We start from the raw sequence: 17,345 nt of genomic DNA, 5'->3' as shown, positions 1-17,345 counted from the left end.
GCGAACAGCGCCACAGGAGCGCCCACCACGTCAGGGGAGGGGGTCGCGCAGCCCGCTCGCGCGGCGGACGGGGTGCGCGACCGCCGCGCGCACGGCGTCGGCGGTGCCGACGACGCGCACGAACTCCTGGGCGCGGGTGACCGCCGTGTACAGCAGCTCGCGGGTGAGCAGCGGCGACGTGGGCGGCGGCAGCACCAGGGAGACGCGGCGGAACTGGCTGCCCTGCGCGCGGTGCACCGTCATGGCGTGCACGGTCTCCACGGGCGGCAGCCGGTGGGTGCGCACGCGCAGCGGGGATCGGGGATCGCCGAACGCCGCGACCACCGCACCGTCGGCCGGGTCGCCCTCTGCGACGAGCACGCCGGTGTCGCCGTTGTAGAGGCCGACGTCGGCGTCGTTGGTCGTGACGAGCAGCGGGCGGCCGACGACCCACGGCGAGCCGGGGACCGTCGGCGGCAGGGTGCCGTCCGCCGTCGCCTCCTCGACCCAGGCCTCGACCTGCGCCGCCCAGCGAGCGACGCCGACCGGCCCGCGCCGGTGCGCCACCATGACCCGGTGCGCGCCCAGCGCCTCCAGCGCGCGCGCCGCGTCGCCGGCCCGCGCCGCGGCCACGAGCCGTCGGCCGGCGTCGATCGCGTCCTCGTGCAGGCCCTCCACGGCGGCCTCGTCGAGGCGCTCGGTGTCCGCCTCGACGAGCTCGACGCCGCCCGTGCCGGCGCGCAGGACGTCGAGCACCGCGTCGGCGTCGCCGTCCCGGATGGCGGCCGCCAGGGGCAGGATCGCGGAGTCCTCGTCCTGGCGGTGCACGGTCACGAGCCGGACGACGCCGTTGGCGAGGGTCTCGTCCTCGACGGGCTCCACCACGGCCCGGGTGGTGGTGACGTGCTCGGCAAGGTCCTCGACGACCGCCGGCCGCGCGACGAGGTCGCCGAGCACGGCCCCCGCCTCGACCGACGCGAGCTGGTCCGGGTCGCCGACGAGGACGAGCCGCGCGTCCGGGCGCAGCGCCTCCAGCAGCCGCGCCATGAGGGACAGCGGCACCATCGACGTCTCGTCGACCACGACGACGTCGTGCGGCAGGTGGTGCCCGGCGTGGTGCCGGAACCGGGTGGCGCTGCGGTAGCCGAGCAGGCGGTGGACGGTCGTGGCCTCGGGCCGGCCGGTGCGCTCGCGGTCCTCAGGCGGCAGGGCGCCGACGACGTCGCGGACCGCCTCCTGCAGCCGGGCGGCCGCCTTGCCCGTCGGGGCGGCGAGCGCGACCCGCAGGGCGGGCTCGCCGGCGACGTCCTGCAGCACGGCCAGCAGCCTCGCCACCGTCGTCGTCTTGCCCGTGCCCGGCCCGCCGGTGAGCACCGTGAGCCTGCGGCCGGCGGCGTGCGCGGCGGCGAGCCGCTGCCGCACATCACCCGCCTCCGGGAACAGCCGCGCGAGCGCCGACTCCAGCCGGGCCGCGCCCGCGGGCACCAGGGGAGCTGCCTCCAGCCGGGCGTCGACCAGCCGCCGCACCGTGAGCTCGTCCCGCCAGTACCGGTCGAGGTACAGCCGGCCGCCCACCCAGCGCGCGGGCCGGTCCTCGGGGCCGCCCGCGCCGACGGCCACCAGGGGGCTGGCCTCGATGGCTCGGACCCACGCCGCGTGCTCCGGCCACGGGGGCGGAGTGGCCGCGCCGGGGCTGTCGGCGGCGTCGCCCCGGTCGGCGTCCTCGGGCAGCGCGAGGGTGGCGAGCTCGTCCGGGTCGTCGAGCCGCACGCAGACGGACCCGCCGCGCAGCGCCCGGACGGCGAGCGCGACGGCGAGCAGCACCGTCGCGTCGTCCTCGCCCGTCAGCCGCCCGAGCCGCGTCGCGACGTGCACGTCCGTCGCGGCCACGAGGCCGGCCGCGTTGAACTCCCGCAGCAGCTCGGGCGCCGCGGCGGCGAAGCGGACGTCGCCGGAGGTCGCGACCGGTCCGCCCGGGAACGTGGTGGTGTCGGTCATGCGTCGCCTCCGTCGAGCAGCGCGGACAGCGCCGGCACCAGCCCGCGCGGCGGCACCCACGACACGACGCCGTACGGGGCGCCGTCGGGCCCGGTGGGGGTGCCCGGCCCGCACATGCCGCGCACGAACAGGTAGAGCCCGCCGCCGAGGTGGACGTCCGGGTCGTAGCCCGGCAGCCGCCACGCCAGGTAGCGGTGCAGCGCCACGAGGTAGAGCACGAGCTGCAGCGGGTAGTGGGCGTGCAGCATCGCGTCGACCGTGGCCTCGGGCCGGTAGTCGTGCGCCGTGAGCGGGGCGTCGAACGCGCCGAGGCGGTTCGTCTTGTAGTCGACGACGAGGAAGCGCGGTTCGCCGTCCTCCCCGGGCGCCCGCAGCACCGCGTCGATCGACCCGGTGAGGTAGCCGCGCAGGGGGCGGGCGGTGGGGTCTGCGGCCGCGAGCTCGGCCAGCGCGGCGGGATAGGCGGCGAACGCGTCGTCGTCGCCGAGGTAGCGGCCCAGCAGCGCGGCGATCCCGGCCAGGGTGGCGCCCTCGAGGCCGGGCCCGCCGGCGCCCGTGTCGCCGCCGGCGAGCGGGAGCTCGAACTCCAGCTCGGCGAGACGGTCGCGAGGGACGACGTCCGCGAGCGTGCGACCGCCCGCGAGCGGCCCGAGCGGGGTGCGCGCGACGACGCCCAGCGCGGCGGCGAGCTCGGCCGGGTCGGTACCCGGCACCCGCGTCGTCGCGGCGGCGGCGCACCGGGCGAGCAGCTCGGCGTCGAGGTCGGGGGCCGCGGTGTCCGCGTACTCCAGCACCTCGTGCACGAGGGTGCCGAATCCCGTCCCGGCCGGCAGCCCCGACATCGGGGACGGCAGGTCGGCGCCGGGCACGTCGCCGGTCGCGGCGTCGGCCGGACCGCCCGGCCGGACCGCGGTCGGTGCGGCCTCGGCCGGCTCGTCCTGCAGGCCACCGCCCTCCGGCTCGGACTCGACACCGCCCGGGGCGGGCTCGGCCGTGCCCGGCGCGGGCGTCAGTCCGCCCGGGCGACCGGCGTGCGCCCCGGCGGTGAGCGCGGAGTACGACGCGCGCCGCCACGTCGGGTCCGGCACCCGGTCGAGGTGCGCGACCTCCAGCGCAGGCTCGTCCTGGGCGGGCGGCCGCCAGCGCTCGGCGGACGGCGTGCCCGGCACCTCCTCGACGGCGATCGTGCCGCCGGAACCCTGGGCGAGCGTGCCGAGCGACGCCCGGACGGCGTCGTCGCGCATGGCCTGCTGGGGCGCGTGCGGCGCGGGCTCGCCGCCGAGCGTGCGGTCCCCCAGCACGACGCGGGTCAGGCCCGCCTTCGCGGAGTTCGCCTTCGACGGCGCCCAGTGCGCCACCACCTGGTGCCGGGCGCGGGTCAGCGCCACGTACAGCAGGCGCAGGTCCTCGCCGCCCTCCTCCCGGCGGTGGCGTTCCAGGGCGGCGTCGTACCCGAACGAGCCGGGGCCGCCCACGTGCAGGATGCGGCGCCCGTCGCCGGCGTGGAACCGCAGCACGTCGGGCTGGCGCGGCTCGAACCGGTCCCAGGCGAACGGCACGTACACGACGCCGAACTCCAGGCCCTTGCTGGCGTGCACGGTGACGACCTGCACCGCTGCCGCGTCCGTCTCCAGGCGGCGGCTGCGCTCCTCGTCGTAGTCCTGGGCGGCCTCGCGGATGCGCCGCCGCAGCCACGCCGTGAGCGCCGAGGCACCCAGGCCCTCCGTGACCGCCGCGGCGTGCAGCACCTCGCCCACGTGCCGCAGGTCGGTGAGGTGGCGCTCGCCGGTGCTGGTGCGCATGAGCCGCTCCGCCAGGCCGTCGCGGGTCACCGCCTCCTGCAGCGCGGCGACCCCCCGCGACCACAGCAGCCGCGACCAGCGCCGCACCGTGTCGGCGAGCGCGTCGTGCGCGGCGTCGTCCGCGGTCGCGAGCCGCTCGGCGTCCCAGCCGACGAACGGCGTCAGCGCCAGGGCGGCGGCCCGCCCGTGGGCGCCCGGCTGCTCCAGCGCGGCGAGCAGGGTGAGCCAGTCGCGCGCGGACAGCGTCGCGAACACGCTCGACAGCCCCGAGACGACGGCCGGCACGCCGCGCTTCGTCAGCTCGGACCGGACCGCCTCGGCCTGCGCGTTCGTGCGGGTCAGCACCGCGACGTCGCGCGGCTCGAGCGGACGCCACGCGCCGTCCTCGGCCCCGGTGTCCCGGTCCACCAGCCGGTCGCGGCCCAGGCGTGCGGCGATGTCGGCCGCGACGTCCGCGGCGACGAGCTGGCGCGGCGGACCGACCGGCGGCGTCTCGCCCGGCGACATCCCGAGCGCGGCACGCGTCACCTGCCGCAGCCGCAGCGGTGCGCCGCCGTCGAAGCGCGACCCGCGGCGCGCGGCGTCCACCGGCCGCACGACGATCCGCTCGTCGCCCAGCGCCGCCCCGCCCAGCAGGGTGTCGAGCGCACCAAGGAGCGGCTCGTCGCTGCGCCAGCTGGTGCCGAGCGTGGCGACGGCGGTCGCGTCCTGCTGCGCGTCGAGGTAGGCGACGACGTCGGCGCCGCGGAAGGCGTAGATCGCCTGCTTGGGGTCGCCGATGAGCACCAGGGTGCGGTGCCCGTGGAATGCGGTGCGGAGGATCTCCCACTGCACGGGGTCGGTGTCCTGGAACTCGTCGACCATCACCACGCGGAAGCGGGAGCGCACGCGCTCGGCGGCGACCGGGCCGTGCACCGGGTCGGCGAGCGCGTCGCGCAGCATGACCAGGAGGTCGTCGTAGTCCAGGAGGTGCTGCGCCCGCTTGCGGCGCAGCGTCTCGTCGCGGGTCTCCTGGGCCACGGCCCGGCGCAGCGCGCCCGGGGAGGAGGGTGCGCCCCCGCCCGGTTCTGCGGGCTCGACGACGGCCTGGTGGTCGCTCACGGCGGCGCGGCCCAGGTCGGCGGCCATCGACGGGGTGAGCGCGGGGTGCGCCTCGTCGGAGAAGCGGCGCACGTACAGGTCGTCGGACACCTCGCGCACGAGGTCGGCGACGTCGGCCACGAACGTCGCCGCGGGGTCCACGTCGGCCGCGATGCCGAGCGACGTGAGCATCTGCTGGCAGAAGCCGTGCGTCGTCGTGATCGTCGCGGCGTCGAGCTGCGACAGCGCGGCCGCGAGGCGGGCGCGGCGGCGGTCCAGCTCGGCGGCGTCGACGTCGGCGAGCAGCGCCACGATCGGGTCGTCGCTGGTCGCCGGGTCCGGGCCGCGCAGCGCGCGCTCGGCGCTCACGAGCCGCTCGCGGACGCGGTCGCGCAGCTCCGACGTCGCGGCCCGGCCGAACGTCACGAGCATGAGCTCGCGCAGCTCGGCGCGGCCCTCGGCGACGAACCGCGTCGCGAGCGCCGCGATCGTGAACGTCTTGCCCGTGCCGGCGCTCGCCTCGAGCACCGTGGTGCCGTCCGGCAGCGGCCCGCACACGTCGAAGACCGGGCGCTCGGGGACTCCCGCCAGACCCCCGGTCGCGTCGGTGCCGAAGCCCGTCCCCGCCGTCATGAGGTGCCCTTCTGCTCGTGCGCCAGCAACGGGTCCCACACCCGCCGGGCGAGCGCGCCCAGCCGCGAGGGCTCGTCGGGGAACCGGCGCCGGTCGTCCTCGTCCGGCACGCCGGCGATCGCGTCGAACGACGCCCCGTCCCCCCAGACCATCAGGTGGTAGGCGTCGGACTTCTCGAAGCCGCCGTTCCAGGTGAAGCGGGCCTCGCTGGTCGCCTGGCCGGGGTCGCCCGTGCCGCCGCCGCGGGAGACGGCGTACGCGTGCGACGCGTCCGGCGGCAGGGGGAGCGGAGCGCGGGTCGCCTCGGCACGCAGCGCGACCAGGTCGTCGAGCAGCCGGGCGGCGTCGGCCGGGTCGGGCGACTGGATCAGGCTCCACGCCGCCTTCGCGCCGCGGCCCGGTGCGCGCCCGACCGTCCCCGCGTGCCACCGCTGCCCCTCGGGCAGCCCGCCGTCGCCGCCCGACGCCGCGAGCGCGAGGGTCTGGACCCAGGCGCGGAGCCGGTGCTTCGGGCCGAGCTTCGAGTACTCGGCGCGCACGACGCGGCCGCCGTGCACGCCGGGGACGGTGCCGGTGACGAGGACGCCCGAGGGGAGCGCGGCGGACACGTCGACGGCGCGCGCCGCCTGGTCGGCGCGGACCTGCCGCGCCATCGTCTCCACCGGCTGCACCCGCTCGACGACGTCGCGCAGCGCGGTGCGGCCCAGCTCGCGCGGCGGGGCCTGGCCGCGCCGCCACTCCGCCTGGAACGCCCGGCCGGGGTCGGTGCCCCCGAGCACGGCCGTGAGGATGCGGTCGCCCGCGCCCCACGCCGCGAGCGGCGCCATCGTCAGGGGCAGGCGGTCGTCGACCTCGTCCTCGTCCTGCGCCACGCGCACGTCGAGCGTGGTCCGCAGGAACCACCGGACCGGGTGCTCGAGCATCGCGACGAGGTCGTCGAGGTCCACCTCCGCCGGGGGCGAGGCCTCGAGGGCGAGCGGCTCGGGCACGAGCAGCCCCGGCTCGACGCGCGCCCCGCGCCCGGCCTCCGCGCCCCGGAACGCCGCCGTGTCGAAGCTGAACGGGCCTGGGGCGCCGAGCGCGCCGGCCTCGAAGTTGCGCTCGCCCACCACCTGCAGCGGGTGCCGCACCACGACCTGCCGCCGCACCGACCCGCCGTCCGACGCCTCGCCGACCCGGTCGAGAGCGTCCAGCAGCTCGGCGACGGGCACGGCGGGCGGGCGGGCGGCGCCGGTGCGCTCGTCGGCGCCGGAGTGCAGCACCACCAGGTGCTCGCGCGCGGCGGTGAGCGCGTCGAGGAAGATCTGCCGGTCCTCGCTGCGCCGGTCGCGCTCGCCCAGCAGCGGGTCGCGGGCGAGGAGGTCGTCGCCGTCGGGCGTCGCGGACCGGGGGAACGCGCCGTCCTCCATGCCCAGCAGGCACACCACGCGGTGCGGGACGGCACGCATGGGCTCCAACGAGCACACGGTGAGCGCGCCGGTGCGGAAGCCCGCGCGCGTGGGGCGCCCGGCCAGCCGGTCGGCGAGCAGGGCACGCACGTCCTCCAGCCGCAGCCCGTCGCCCGCGGTGGCCCGGCCAGCGCCCGCGGCCCGCACGTCGCCGAGCACGCGGTGCGCCTGCAGCGACTGCCATGCGTCGTCCGGCGCCGGGTCCGCGAGCAGCGTGACGGCCCGGTCCAGGGTGTCGAGCCAGTGCTCCAGCGGGTGGGTGCCGTCGAGGTCGGCGAGCAGCCCGGTCAGGCGGGAGACCAGCTCGGCGAACCGGCCCGCGACGTCCACGTCGGTGGAACCGACGTCGTCGAGCGGCAGCGCCGGGCCCACGAACCGCGAGTCCTCCTCGGCCATCGCGACGCCCAGCAGCACCCGGTCCAGGGCCGCGTCCCAGGTGCCCTGCCGCACCCGCGGGTCGATGCCGAAACGCTCCCGCCGGGACCCGTCCTCGCCCCAGCGCACCCCGACCTCGACGGCCCAGTCGCGCCAGCGGTCGAGGTCGTCGTCGGAGAGGCGGAAGCGGCGGCGCACGGGCTCGGTCGTGGCGAGGTCGAGCACCTCCGACGCCGTGACGCGCCCGTCGGCCAGCCGCAGCAGGGTCGCCAGCACGCCGAGCACGGGGTTGATGACGCCGGGCCCCCGGTCGGCGAGGCTGACCCGCAGCCGCTGGCCGGGGTGCACCTGGGTGACGCCGTCGGGCGCGGCGCCGAACGTGGCCGTCACGAGCGGGGCGAACGACTCGACGTCGGGACACATGACGATGACGTCGCGCGCCTCCAGCGTGGGGTCGGCGGCGAACAGCCCGGTGAGCACCTCGCGCAGCACCTCGACCTGGCGCGCGCGGCCGTGGCAGGCGTGCACCTGGACGCTGCGGTCGTCGGGGGCGACCTGCACGGGCGCGGCGTCGGGGTCGTCCGCGCGCAGGGCTGCCTGGAGCGCGCCCAGCAGCGTCCCCGGGGGCGGCGGCGCCGGGTGGGAGGAGACATGGACCTCGGGGGCTCCGTCGTCGTCGGCGTCGAGGGCGCCGGAGAGCCTGAGCTGCAGCTCGACCGAGTCGCGCGCGGTCGAGGCCAGCAGGGCGTGGCGTGCGGCCGGGGGCAGGTCGTCACGACGCGCCCCGGCGACGGCGCCCTCGGCGACCAGGCCTTCGACCGACTGCCACAGCGCGGGTGACGGGTGCGGCAGCCACAGGTGGACGTCGCGGTGCAGCGCGAGCGCGGCGAGCACCTCCCGCTGGTCTTCCGGCAGCCGGGTGGGGCCGAAGACGGACAGCCGGGCGGGGAGGTCGACCGCGCCCGGGTCGGTGCGCAGCACGCCGACCGCCTCCGTCAGCACCTCCGCGGGCCCGGGCGCGTCCACCCGCTCGCGTATCCGCCGCCACAGCCGCGGTTGCCACGCGAGGTCGTCAGGGACGGGCGCGCCGGCGCCGTCGTCGTCACGGCCGTCGAGCCAGGCGGCGAGCAGGGCGGGCCGCTGCTGCGCGTACGCGGCGAACAGCTCCGCCACGCGCTGCGCGAGCGCGACGCGGCGCGAGCGCCGCACGCCGTCGCCGTCCTCCCCGACGTACCGCGCGAGCGGCGCGGCCCAGCCCTCGTCGAGGGACGCGTCGATCGTCTCCAGCACCGGCCACACGAGCCGGGCGCGGCGCCACGGGTCGTCGTCGGGGTCGACGCCGGTGACCGCCGTCACCGCGGAGGCGACCAACCGCGACGGCGAGGAGAAGTCCACGTTGGCGCAGATGCCCGCGCCCGAGCCCCCGGGGACCCCGAGCCGGTGCGACAGCCGTTGCGCCAGCCAGCGCTCGATCCCGCGCGTGGGCACGGCGACGACGTCGGGCGTGAACGGGTCGTCCGGCGGCACGGCGAGCACGTCGGCGAGGGGAGCGACCAGCGCGTCGGAGCGCTCGGACCGGTGGACGTGCAGCACGTCGGCCAGGTTACGGGCCCGCGCCGACACGGGCCGCCGTTCCTCCACAGGGCGTCGCCACGGACCCGGCGCACGCCCGACGATCGCCGGGCCGGGCGCCGTCGTCAGCGAGATCGTCGTCGGCGAGCCCGTCGACGGGACCGACGACGGCCGTCCTCGGCCTCCGCCTCGGCCCGCGCCTGCTCGCGCGCCTGGGCGGCCCGCGCCTCGCGGCGGTCCGCCCAGGCGGTGACCGTCGCCTCGACGTCGCGCGGCATGGTGACCAGCGGCGGCCCGGCCGCCGGCTGGTAGCGGCCGCGCAGGACCCGTCGGTTGAACTCCTCGACCTCCTCGCGCACGTCGTCCTCGCTCCACAGCTCGTCGAGGAGCCCGTCCAGCGCGGCGTCGTCCTTGCGCAGCTGGATCGAGGGCGGCAGCACCACGAGCTTCTCGCGGCGCATGAAGGCCTTCAGCCACCAGTCCGGGTCGTGGAGGTCCTGCAGGTCGAGCGGCTTGCCGCTGCCGGGCAGGTCGTCGAAGTCGCCGCGCTCGATCGCCTTCCTGAGGTGCATCTCGGCGAGCAGCGCGATCGCCACCTCGTCGTCGATGGCGACCGCGTACGGGTCGAAGAACGCCGCCGGCGGCTGCGCGTCGGTCATCAGGGCTCCCGTCCTGGCCGTTTTCAGTCAACTGTATTATGTCGAGCGTACGACAACCCGGGAGGGGCACGATGCCGAAGCTGGTGGACCACCAGGAGCGCCGCGAGGAGATCGCGCACGCGCTGTGGCGCGTCGTCGATCAGCACGGGTGCACCAGGGCGACCCTGCGGGAGGTCGCCCGCGAGGCCGGGGTCTCGCTGGGGCAGCTGCAGCACTACTTCGCCTCGCGCGCGGCGATGCTGACCTTCGCGATGGAGTTCGCCGCCGAGCGCACCGCCGACCGGGTCGCGCGGGGGCTCGCCACGCTCGAGGAACCGCCGCACCCCCGGGACGTGCTGCGCCTGGTGCTCACCGAGATGCTGCCCCTGCACCCCGACGCCCGCGCGTCCAGCCGCATGAGCGCCGCCTACGTCCTCGAGGCGCTGCACGACCCGGTGCTGCGCGAACAGGCGGGCCTCGGGCTCCGCGACGGCCGCGCGACGGTCGAGCGCCTCGTCCGCCAGGCGATCGCGCAGGGCCGGATCGCCCCGGACCGGGACCCCGACGTCGAGACGGACCTCCTCCTGGCACTGACCGGGTTCACGCCCCTGCTCGAGCTCGGCGTCATCGAGCCGGAGGCCGCGCTGGCGGCCGTCGACCAGCACCTGGAGCGCCTCTTCGCCGCGGCGTGACCCCGATCCCTCTCCGTCGCCCGGTCGGGCGCCGGGACGCACGGCCTCCCCCGAGAGGCGCAACCGAGGTTCCGCCCTCCGCCCCAAGACCCGGCCACCCCCTCCCCGGAAGGCTCGGGGTACCGGCACGGCGAACGACGGCCGCCGGACGACGAGGGAGGGGACGGATGACCACCATCCGGATCGAGGGGCTGCACAAGTCCTACGGCGGCTTCGAGGCCGTGCACGACGTGGGTTTCACCGCCGAGCCGGGGCGGGTCGTGGGCCTGCTGGGCCCGAACGGCGCGGGCAAGAGCACGACCCTGCACGTGCTGCTCGGACTGGCCCGGGCGGACGCCGGCACGGCGACGTTCGACGGCCGGCGCTACGCCGACCTGGAGCGCCCGGCGCTGGTGGTCGGGGCGCTGCTGGACGCGGGCGGGCTGCACCCGGGGCGCACCGGCCGTGACCACCTGCGGGTGCTCGCCGCGGCGTCGCGCCTCCCGGCCCGCCGGGTCGACGAGGTGCTCGCCGCCGTCGGCATGATCCCCGCCGCCGACCGCCGCGTGCGCACCTACTCGCTCGGCATGAGGCAGCGCCTCGGCATCGCCGCCGCGCTGCTCGGCCATCCCGACGTCCTGGTGCTCGACGAGCCCGCCAACGGCCTCGACCCGGCCGGGATGCGGTGGCTGCGCGAGCTGCTGCGCACCTTCGCCGACGACGGCGGCACGGTGCTGCTGGCCAGCCACGTGCTGGGCGAGGTGGCGCAGGTCGCGGACGACCTGGTCGTCGTCGGCCAGGGCCGCGTCGTCGCCGCGGGCACGCTGCGCGAGCTCGTCACCACCGACCGGAGCCTCGAGGACGTGTACCTCGACCTCACCGCCGCCACCGAAGGAGTCCGCTGATGTCTCTCGCCGTGTTCAGGGCCGAGCTGCTCAAGCTGCGCAGCACCCGGACGCCCTGGGTCATCGGGATCGTCGCCGTCGCGGGCATGCTCCTCGCGCAGACCCTCACGCTCGTGCTGCCGCGCACGCTGCGCACCCTCGAGGCGCTGGGCGGAGCGGACGCCGGGTTCCACGTCGGGCCGCAGATGTCCCCGGCGGACACCAGCGAGCTCCTGTCCGGTCTCGCCGCCGCCACGGATCTCGGGTCCGCCGCCGCCCAGCGGTCGCTGCTCGACCTCATGGGCAACGGGCCCGCCGGGTCCGGCTCCAGCGGCGTCACCGCGCTGTGCGTGCTGCTGCTCGGCGCGCTCGCGGCCACGACGGACTTCCGCACCGGCGGCATCGTGCCCACGGCGCTGGCCGTGCCGGACCGGCTGCGGATCCTCGCCGGCAAGGCGGGCGCGACGGCGACGGCCGCGCTCGCGATCGGGGTGGCGCTCGCGCTGGTCACGGCCGTCGGGCTGGTCCTCGCGGTCGCGACGACGCCCGGCGCGAGCCTGGCGATCGGGCCCGGCGAGGCGCTCGGCGTCTGGGGGCGAGGCCTCACGGCGATGGTCCTGCTCTCGTGGCTGGGGCTCGCCGTCGGTACCCTCGTGCGGGGGCAGGTCGCGGCGATCGTCGTGGTCGTGGCGCTCGCCCTCGTGGAACCGATGATCCAGGCCGCCGCGCTCGTCCTCACGGGCGGCGCGACGACGGCGACGTCGTGGCTGCCGATCACCCTCGGGTCCCTCGCGTCGGCGGGTCAGGGCGCCGCCCAGCTCTTCGGGGCGACGACGGGCGCCGGCCCGGCGCTCGGTGCCGCCGCGGCGCTGGCGGGGCTGGTCGCCTGGGCGGCCGTGCTGCTCGTCACCGCGGGCGCCGTCCTCCGCCGTCGTGACCTCGCCTGATATCCGATCGATATCCGCCTGACCAGCGACGACGGGTCGTGCCCGGCCCCGGACGGCGTACCGTGGGCCGGGCTCGACGGTCACCCCGAGATCGTCCAGAGAAGCATCCAGACAGCCATCCCGACACCGACGGAGGACCTGTGCTCGACGCGCTGCGACGGAGGCTCGACGCTTTCGGCGTCCGGACCGCCACGGGACGCGACGCGCTGCTCGGCGCCGTCATCGCGGCGCTGTCGGTCGCGTTGCTCCTGACGCTGCTGCAGGTGGTGTCGTCGAGCCTCGGAGAGTCGTTCGGGGCCCAGGCGTCGGTGGACGGGATGAGCACCGGTGCACAGGTGACGGCATGCGTCGTCCTCGTCGGGCAGGCGATGGCGCTCACGCTGCGGCGCCGGTTCCCGATGCTGTGCCTCGCGCTCGTGCTGCTCGGGCAGCTCGCGCTGGCACCGCTGCTGCCGCCGTTCGTGAGCTTCCAGGCGCCGGCGACCCTGGTCGCCGCCTACTCGGTGGGCGTGCAGGCCCCGCGACGGCCGGCCCTCGGCGCGGCGGCGGGCGCCGCCGTCGTGCAGGTGCTGCTCGGGTACGTGCTGGGCGGCCCCGCGACGGTGGCGGAGCTCGGCGTGACCGTCGGCACCCAGCTGTGGGGCGGGCTGGTGTCCGCGCTGGTGGTCTACCTCGGCGCGGTCCTCGTCGGCGCGTACGTCGGCACCCGGCGCGAGCTGCTGGCTCAGCTGCGGGCGCGCGTGGCGCAGGCCGAGCGGGAGCGCGAGGCGCTCGCCGCCCAGGCCGTCCTCGCGGAGCGGGGCCGCATGGCCCGCGAGCTGCACGACGTCGCGGCGCACCACCTGTCCGGCATCGTCGTGCAGGCGGCCGCCGCGGAGCGGCTCGTCACGGGAGACCCCGAGCGGGCGAAGGAGTCGCTGCGCTGGATCCGCGGGCAGGGGCGGGAGACGCTCGACAACCTGCGCCTCGTCGTCGGCATCCTCCGCGACACCGGCGAGGGCGACGACGTACCGTCGGCCCCGCAGCCGACCCTCGCCGACGTGCCCGCGCTGATCGACCTCGCCCGCAGCACGGGCACGCGGGTGCAGGAGACGCGGCGGGGCGAGCCCTACGGCCTCCCGCCCACCGTGCAGCTCACCGTGTACCGGGTGCTGCAGGAGTCGCTCGCCAACGCCCGCCGGCACGCGCCGGGCAGCGCCGTCGACGTCGAGACCATGTACGACGAGGACGAGCTGGCGGTCACCGTGCGCAACGGCCCGGCCGACCGGTCGGCGTCGACCGCGTCGCCGCAGGAGGCGGGCCCGGGGCACGGCGTCATCGGCATGACCGAGCGCGCGGAGCTCGTGGGCGGCCGGCTCACCGCCCGGCGCACGTCCGGCGGCGGCTGGCTGGTGCGGCTCGTCGTGCCGCGCCCCGCGGGCGCCGAGGACCGGTCGGTGCGTGTCGGGCAGGGCGCCCGATGACGCGCGTCGTGCTCGTGGACGACCAGGCGGTGGTGCGCGCCGGGTTCACCGTGATCCTGCAGAGCGAGGGCCTCGAGGTCGTGGGGGAGGCGTCGAACGGCGCCGACGCCGTCCGCGTGGCCCGCCGCGAGCGGCCCGACGTCGTGTGCATGGACGTGCGCATGCCCGGCGGCGACGGCATCGCCGCGACGCGGGAGCTCGCCGGGCCGGGCGTCGTCGACCCGGTGCCCGTGCTCGTGGTCAGCACGTTCGACCTCGACGACTACGTGTTCGGCGCGCTGGAGGCCGGCGCGTCCGGCTTCCTGCTCAAGGACGCCGAGCCCGAGGTGCTCGTCGACGCCGTGCGCCGGGTCGCCGCGGGGGACGGGCTGGTGGACCAGACTCTGACGCGGCGCGTCATCGACGAGTTCGCGCGGCGCCGCGGCCCCGTCGTGCCCGACCCGGCCGCGACCGGGCTGCTCACCGCGCGCGAGCGGGAGATCGTCGCGCTGCTGTGCCGGGGGTCGTCCAACGCGGAGATCGCCGCGGCGCTGTTCCTCGAGCCCAGCACGGTGAAGTCGCACCTCAGCCGGATCATGACCAAGACCGGTGCGCGCGACCGCGTGCAGCTCGTGGTGTGGGCGTACGACACCGGGCTCGTGGTCCCGGGCGGCTGACCGTCGGGTCAGCGATTCCCGGCCGCCGCGACGCACCACCCGTCGACAGCCGGGTGGTCGCGCGTGCGGCGTCAGTGGTCGAGCACGTCGACGGCGGTGTCCAGGCAGTGCAGCGCGCTCGGCGGGTCCACGCGCACCAGGGTGAAGGCGCTGATGACGAGGGCCGTGCAGACGTCGGCGAGCCGGTCGGCGTCGGCGGGTGTCGCGTCCGGTCGTCGCGCGACCACCCCGCGCCGCAGGGCGGCGCGCAGCTCGGCGCGGTAGTCGGCGACGGTGCGGCGCACGGCGTCGTCGGCCGCGATGGGGGAGCCCGACGTGTTGACCAGCAGGCAGCCCGAGGTGCCCTGGACCTCGTCCGCGCGGGCGAGCGCCGCGCGCAGGCCGGTGAGGTACTCGACGAGCGCTCCGGGGGCGACGTCGTCGGCCACGAGCGGGCGCAGCCGCGGCCGCACGACCTCGTCCAGGTAGCTCTGCACGGCGGCGTCGAAGAGCCCGCGCTTGGAGCCGAAGGCGTGGTAGATGCTCGACCGGTTCAGCCCGGTGGCGCGTTCGAGCGCGGGGACGGACGCCTCCGCGTACCCGTCGCGCCAGAACACCTCGCGCGCCGCCCGGACCGCCTGCTCGGTCTCGAACCCCTGCGCCCTGCCCATCGTTCCTCCAAGTTGTGTAACGCTCGTTGCAGTATATACAGTGGACCGACCGTTACAGAATCGACCGGCGGGTGCGCCGGCAGGCAGCAGGGAGAACCGATGGTCGTCGCAGGGCTCGTCCTGGCCGGGATCGCCGCGGCGCTCCACGTGGTCATCTTCTGGCTCGAGTCGGTCGCGTGGACCACCCCCCGGGCGCGCGCCACGTTCGGCACGACCGAGCAGGAGGCCGCCGCCACGCGCGAGCTGGCCTTCAACCAGGGCTTCTACAACCTGTTCCTCGCCGTCGTGACCGCGATCGGCATCGTGCTCGTCGCCGCCGGCACCACCGGTGCCGGCGCGGCCCTCGTGCTGGCCGGCACCGGCAGCATGCTCGCCGCCGCCCTCGTCCTGTTCCTCTCCTCGCCCGACAAGCGCCGGGCCGCCGTCACGCAGGGCGCCGCGCCGCTGCTCGCGGTCGTCGCGCTCGTCGTCGGCCTCGCATCCTGATCATCGACCCCGGAAGTAGGCACCACACCCGCATGTCCTCCATCGTCAGCACCCAGGTCCAGCTCGCCGCCCGCCCCACCGGGTGGCCCGCGCCCGACGACTTCCGCACGGTCCAGGTCACCTACGGCGACCTCGAGCCGGGCCAGGTCCGCGTGGCCAACGAGTTCGTCTCCGTCGACCCGTACATGCGCGGGCGCATGAACGACGTGAAGAGCTACACCCCGCCCTTCGCGCTGGGGGAGACCATGACGGGCGGCGCGATCGGGCGCGTCGTCGAGTCGGCGTCCGACGACGTCCCGGTGGGCGCGGTGGTGCTGCACCAGCACGGCTGGCGCGACGTCGCGCAGGAGGACGCGCGCGGCTTCCGCGTCGTGCCCGAGCTCCCCGGGGTGCCGCTGTCCCTCCACCTGGGCATCCTCGGCATGACGGGGCTCACGGCCTACGTCGGCCTCACCGCGATCGCGGGCATGAAGCCCGGCGACACGGTGTTCGTCTCGGGCGCGGCGGGCGCCGTCGGCACCGCGGCCGGCCAGATCGCGCGCCTGCTCGGCGCGGAGCGGGTCGTCGGGTCGGCCGGGTCGGCCGAGAAGGTCGAGCTGCTCACCTCGAAGTACGGCTACGACGCCGCCCTCAACTACAAGGACGCCCCGGTCCGCGAGCAGCTCCCCGCGCTGGTGCCGGGCGGCGTCGACGTCTTCTTCGACAACGTCGGCGGCGACCACCTCACCGCGGCGCTCGACGTGATGAACGACGGCGGCCGGGTCGCGCTGTGCGGGGCCATCGCCGGCTACAACGCCACCGACCGCCTGCCCGGCCCGGACAACATGGCGAACCTCATCACCAGGGGCCTCCGGCTCGAGGGCTTCACGCTGGGCGGCTACCTCCACCACGGCGCCGAGTTCCGCGAGCTCATGACCGGGTGGTTCGCGGACGGGAAGATCGCCTACGACGAGACCGTGGTCGACGGCATCGAGAACGCCCCGCAGGCGTTCCTCGACATGATGGCCGGCGCCAACACCGGGAAGATGGTCGTCCGCACGGCGCGCTGAGACCGCGTCAGCCGCGCTCGACCGCCCGGGCGACGAAGACCCACTCCAGCCCGGGCCGGTCGGGCGCGTCGTGCACCTGCTCGACGACGTAGCCGGCAGTCTCGAGCGACGCCGCCAGCTCGTCGTGCTCCCGGAACCGGAGGGTCGAGTCCGAGCGCAGGACCCGTCCGTCGGCCAGGACGAACGTGCCGCGGAACGTCACGAGCGGCAGCGAGACGTCGACCAGGTCCGTCCACGTCTCGACGACGCCGAACCCCGCCACGTCGGTGCGCCGGTGCGTGCGCTCGCGCGTCCAGCGCTCCCAGGACCGCCGCGCCGGGTCGCGGGTCTCGAACGCGAGGCGACCGCCCGGGAGGAGCGCGGCGTGCACGCCCCCGAGTGTCGCCGCCCAGTTGTCGTCGGTGAGGAAGACCTGCGCGACGTTCCCGGTCATCGTGGCGAGGTCCACCTGCAACGGCGGCAGCGTGGTGGCGTCGCCGTGCAGCCAGCGCACGCGCCCGGCGCCGGGCTTGCCGCGGGCCACGTCGAGCGACGCGCCCGCCGGGTCGAGGCCGACGACGTCGATGCCCTCCGCCGCGAGCAGCACGGCGAGCGCGCCCGTGCCGCAGCCGACGTCGAGCACCTGGCGCGCGCCCAGCTCGCGGGCGAGGGCCAGGTACGGATCGAGGTCGCGGCGGTCCGGGTCGAGCGGGTCGTACAGCCGGGCCAGCGTGGGGTCGGCGAAGATCGGGTCGGGCACGGGGCGACCGTAGGCACGGCCGCGGCGGGCGGCCCAGGGAATTCCGCGGGTGCCGGACGTGTCGTCCGCGTTCCCGAGGCCGTCGAGGATCTGCCCGGCGACGGCCTCGGTGTCGAACTCGGTCCAGGTGCCCGTCGTCGAACCCGGGGCCAGGGGTTCGGTCCAGCGGCGATGACGGACGCGCCACGCGCCGAACAGGAAGTCGACGTCGTGCCGTGTCCCCACAGGTCCTCCTCGTCGGGCGTGCCGGGCCCGAGCATGGCAGGGGCCTCCGA

At 76.7% G+C, this 17,345-nt stretch carries 13 protein-coding genes; 7 read left to right on the top strand and 6 right to left on the bottom strand.

Annotated elements, in window-relative coordinates; all coding sequences use genetic code 11:
• Nucleotides 1-30: 30 nt before the first annotated feature.
• The 4 genes from recD to ACQP6G_RS17245 form a co-directional block, all read right to left on the bottom strand.
• Nucleotides 31-1,977, bottom strand: coding sequence for an exodeoxyribonuclease V subunit alpha (recD, locus tag ACQP6G_RS17260; protein ID WP_429766088.1), 1,947 nt, complete (start codon nucleotides 1,975-1,977; stop codon nucleotides 31-33).
• Entirely contained in the window at nucleotides 1,974-5,492 is a 3,519-nt protein-coding gene (locus ACQP6G_RS17255) for a UvrD-helicase domain-containing protein (RefSeq protein ID WP_429766086.1), read from the bottom strand. The genes recD and ACQP6G_RS17255 overlap by 4 nt, the downstream gene beginning before the upstream one ends.
• The gene (recC, locus tag ACQP6G_RS17250) at nucleotides 5,489-8,908 is read right to left on the bottom strand and encodes an exodeoxyribonuclease V subunit gamma (protein WP_429766084.1); all 3,420 of its coding nucleotides are present in this window, start codon (nucleotides 8,906-8,908) and stop codon (nucleotides 5,489-5,491) included. The genes ACQP6G_RS17255 and recC overlap by 4 nt, the downstream gene beginning before the upstream one ends.
• A gap of 104 nt (nucleotides 8,909-9,012) precedes the next feature.
• Complete coding sequence (locus ACQP6G_RS17245; protein WP_429766082.1) at nucleotides 9,013-9,546, bottom strand: DnaJ family domain-containing protein; 534 nt, start codon at nucleotides 9,544-9,546, stop codon at nucleotides 9,013-9,015.
• Between the two features lie 71 nt (nucleotides 9,547-9,617).
• Between ACQP6G_RS17245 and ACQP6G_RS17240 the strand changes: the two genes are divergently transcribed.
• From ACQP6G_RS17240 to ACQP6G_RS17220, 5 genes are all read left to right on the top strand, one after another.
• Nucleotides 9,618-10,217, top strand: a complete 600-nt coding sequence (locus tag ACQP6G_RS17240) for a TetR/AcrR family transcriptional regulator (protein ID WP_429766080.1) — start codon at nucleotides 9,618-9,620, stop codon at nucleotides 10,215-10,217.
• A 167-nt stretch (nucleotides 10,218-10,384) separates the two neighbouring features.
• Nucleotides 10,385-11,101, top strand: a complete 717-nt coding sequence (locus ACQP6G_RS17235; RefSeq protein WP_429766078.1) for an ABC transporter ATP-binding protein — start codon at nucleotides 10,385-10,387, stop codon at nucleotides 11,099-11,101.
• Complete coding sequence (locus ACQP6G_RS17230; RefSeq protein WP_429766076.1) at nucleotides 11,101-12,027, top strand: hypothetical protein; 927 nt, start codon at nucleotides 11,101-11,103, stop codon at nucleotides 12,025-12,027. Before ACQP6G_RS17235 ends, ACQP6G_RS17230 begins: the two co-directional genes overlap by 1 nt.
• A 140-nt stretch (nucleotides 12,028-12,167) precedes the next feature.
• Nucleotides 12,168-13,490, top strand: coding sequence for a sensor histidine kinase (locus ACQP6G_RS17225; RefSeq protein WP_429766075.1), 1,323 nt, complete (start codon nucleotides 12,168-12,170; stop codon nucleotides 13,488-13,490).
• The gene (locus ACQP6G_RS17220; protein ID WP_429766074.1) at nucleotides 13,487-14,146 is read left to right on the top strand and encodes a response regulator; all 660 of its coding nucleotides are present in this window, start codon (nucleotides 13,487-13,489) and stop codon (nucleotides 14,144-14,146) included. Before ACQP6G_RS17225 ends, ACQP6G_RS17220 begins: the two co-directional genes overlap by 4 nt.
• A 71-nt stretch (nucleotides 14,147-14,217) precedes the next feature.
• Here ACQP6G_RS17220 and ACQP6G_RS17215 read toward each other — a convergent pair whose 3' ends face one another.
• Nucleotides 14,218-14,796, bottom strand: coding sequence for a TetR/AcrR family transcriptional regulator (locus ACQP6G_RS17215; protein WP_429766073.1), 579 nt, complete (start codon nucleotides 14,794-14,796; stop codon nucleotides 14,218-14,220).
• Nucleotides 14,797-14,895: 99 nt separating this feature from the next.
• On the opposite strand from ACQP6G_RS17215, the gene ACQP6G_RS17210 reads away from it, so the two are divergent.
• Nucleotides 14,896-15,282, top strand: coding sequence for a DUF1304 domain-containing protein (locus ACQP6G_RS17210; RefSeq protein ID WP_429766072.1), 387 nt, complete (start codon nucleotides 14,896-14,898; stop codon nucleotides 15,280-15,282).
• 32 nt (nucleotides 15,283-15,314) lie between these two features.
• Nucleotides 15,315-16,331 (top strand): NADP-dependent oxidoreductase, encoded by a 1,017-nt coding sequence (locus ACQP6G_RS17205; protein WP_429766070.1) that lies wholly within the window; start codon nucleotides 15,315-15,317, stop codon nucleotides 16,329-16,331.
• A gap of 7 nt (nucleotides 16,332-16,338) precedes the next feature.
• On the opposite strand, the gene ACQP6G_RS17200 is transcribed toward ACQP6G_RS17205, so the two are convergent.
• Nucleotides 16,339-17,295: a class I SAM-dependent methyltransferase gene (locus ACQP6G_RS17200; RefSeq protein ID WP_429766068.1), complete on the bottom strand. Its 957-nt coding sequence runs from the start codon at nucleotides 17,293-17,295 to the stop codon at nucleotides 16,339-16,341.
• Nucleotides 17,296-17,345: the final 50 nt, after the last annotated feature.

This window comes from Isoptericola nanjingensis, from assembly GCF_050311635.1.
Taxonomy (GTDB): domain Bacteria; phylum Actinomycetota; class Actinomycetes; order Actinomycetales; family Cellulomonadaceae; genus Isoptericola; species Isoptericola nanjingensis.
This window is presented reverse-complemented; position numbering and strand designations above follow the sequence as displayed.

Bases quoted from the DNA above. Each gene is read 5' to 3' on its own strand.
- ACQP6G_RS17235 (WP_429766078.1), top strand. From the start codon at position 10,385: ATGACCACCATCCGGATCGAGGGGCTGCACAAGTCCTACGGCGGCTTC.
- ACQP6G_RS17215 (WP_429766073.1), bottom strand. From the start codon at position 14,796: ATGGGCAGGGCGCAGGGGTTCGAGACCGAGCAGGCGGTCCGGGCGGCG.
- ACQP6G_RS17245 (WP_429766082.1), bottom strand. From the start codon at position 9,546: ATGACCGACGCGCAGCCGCCGGCGGCGTTCTTCGACCCGTACGCGGTC.
- ACQP6G_RS17220 (WP_429766074.1), top strand. From the start codon at position 13,487: ATGACGCGCGTCGTGCTCGTGGACGACCAGGCGGTGGTGCGCGCCGGG.
- ACQP6G_RS17210 (WP_429766072.1), top strand. From the start codon at position 14,896: ATGGTCGTCGCAGGGCTCGTCCTGGCCGGGATCGCCGCGGCGCTCCAC.
- ACQP6G_RS17230 (WP_429766076.1), top strand. From the start codon at position 11,101: ATGTCTCTCGCCGTGTTCAGGGCCGAGCTGCTCAAGCTGCGCAGCACC.
- ACQP6G_RS17205 (WP_429766070.1), top strand. From the start codon at position 15,315: ATGTCCTCCATCGTCAGCACCCAGGTCCAGCTCGCCGCCCGCCCCACC.
- ACQP6G_RS17255 (WP_429766086.1), bottom strand. From the start codon at position 5,492: ATGACGGCGGGGACGGGCTTCGGCACCGACGCGACCGGGGGTCTGGCG.
- ACQP6G_RS17240 (WP_429766080.1), top strand. From the start codon at position 9,618: ATGCCGAAGCTGGTGGACCACCAGGAGCGCCGCGAGGAGATCGCGCAC.
- recD (WP_429766088.1), bottom strand. From the start codon at position 1,977: ATGACCGACACCACCACGTTCCCGGGCGGACCGGTCGCGACCTCCGGC.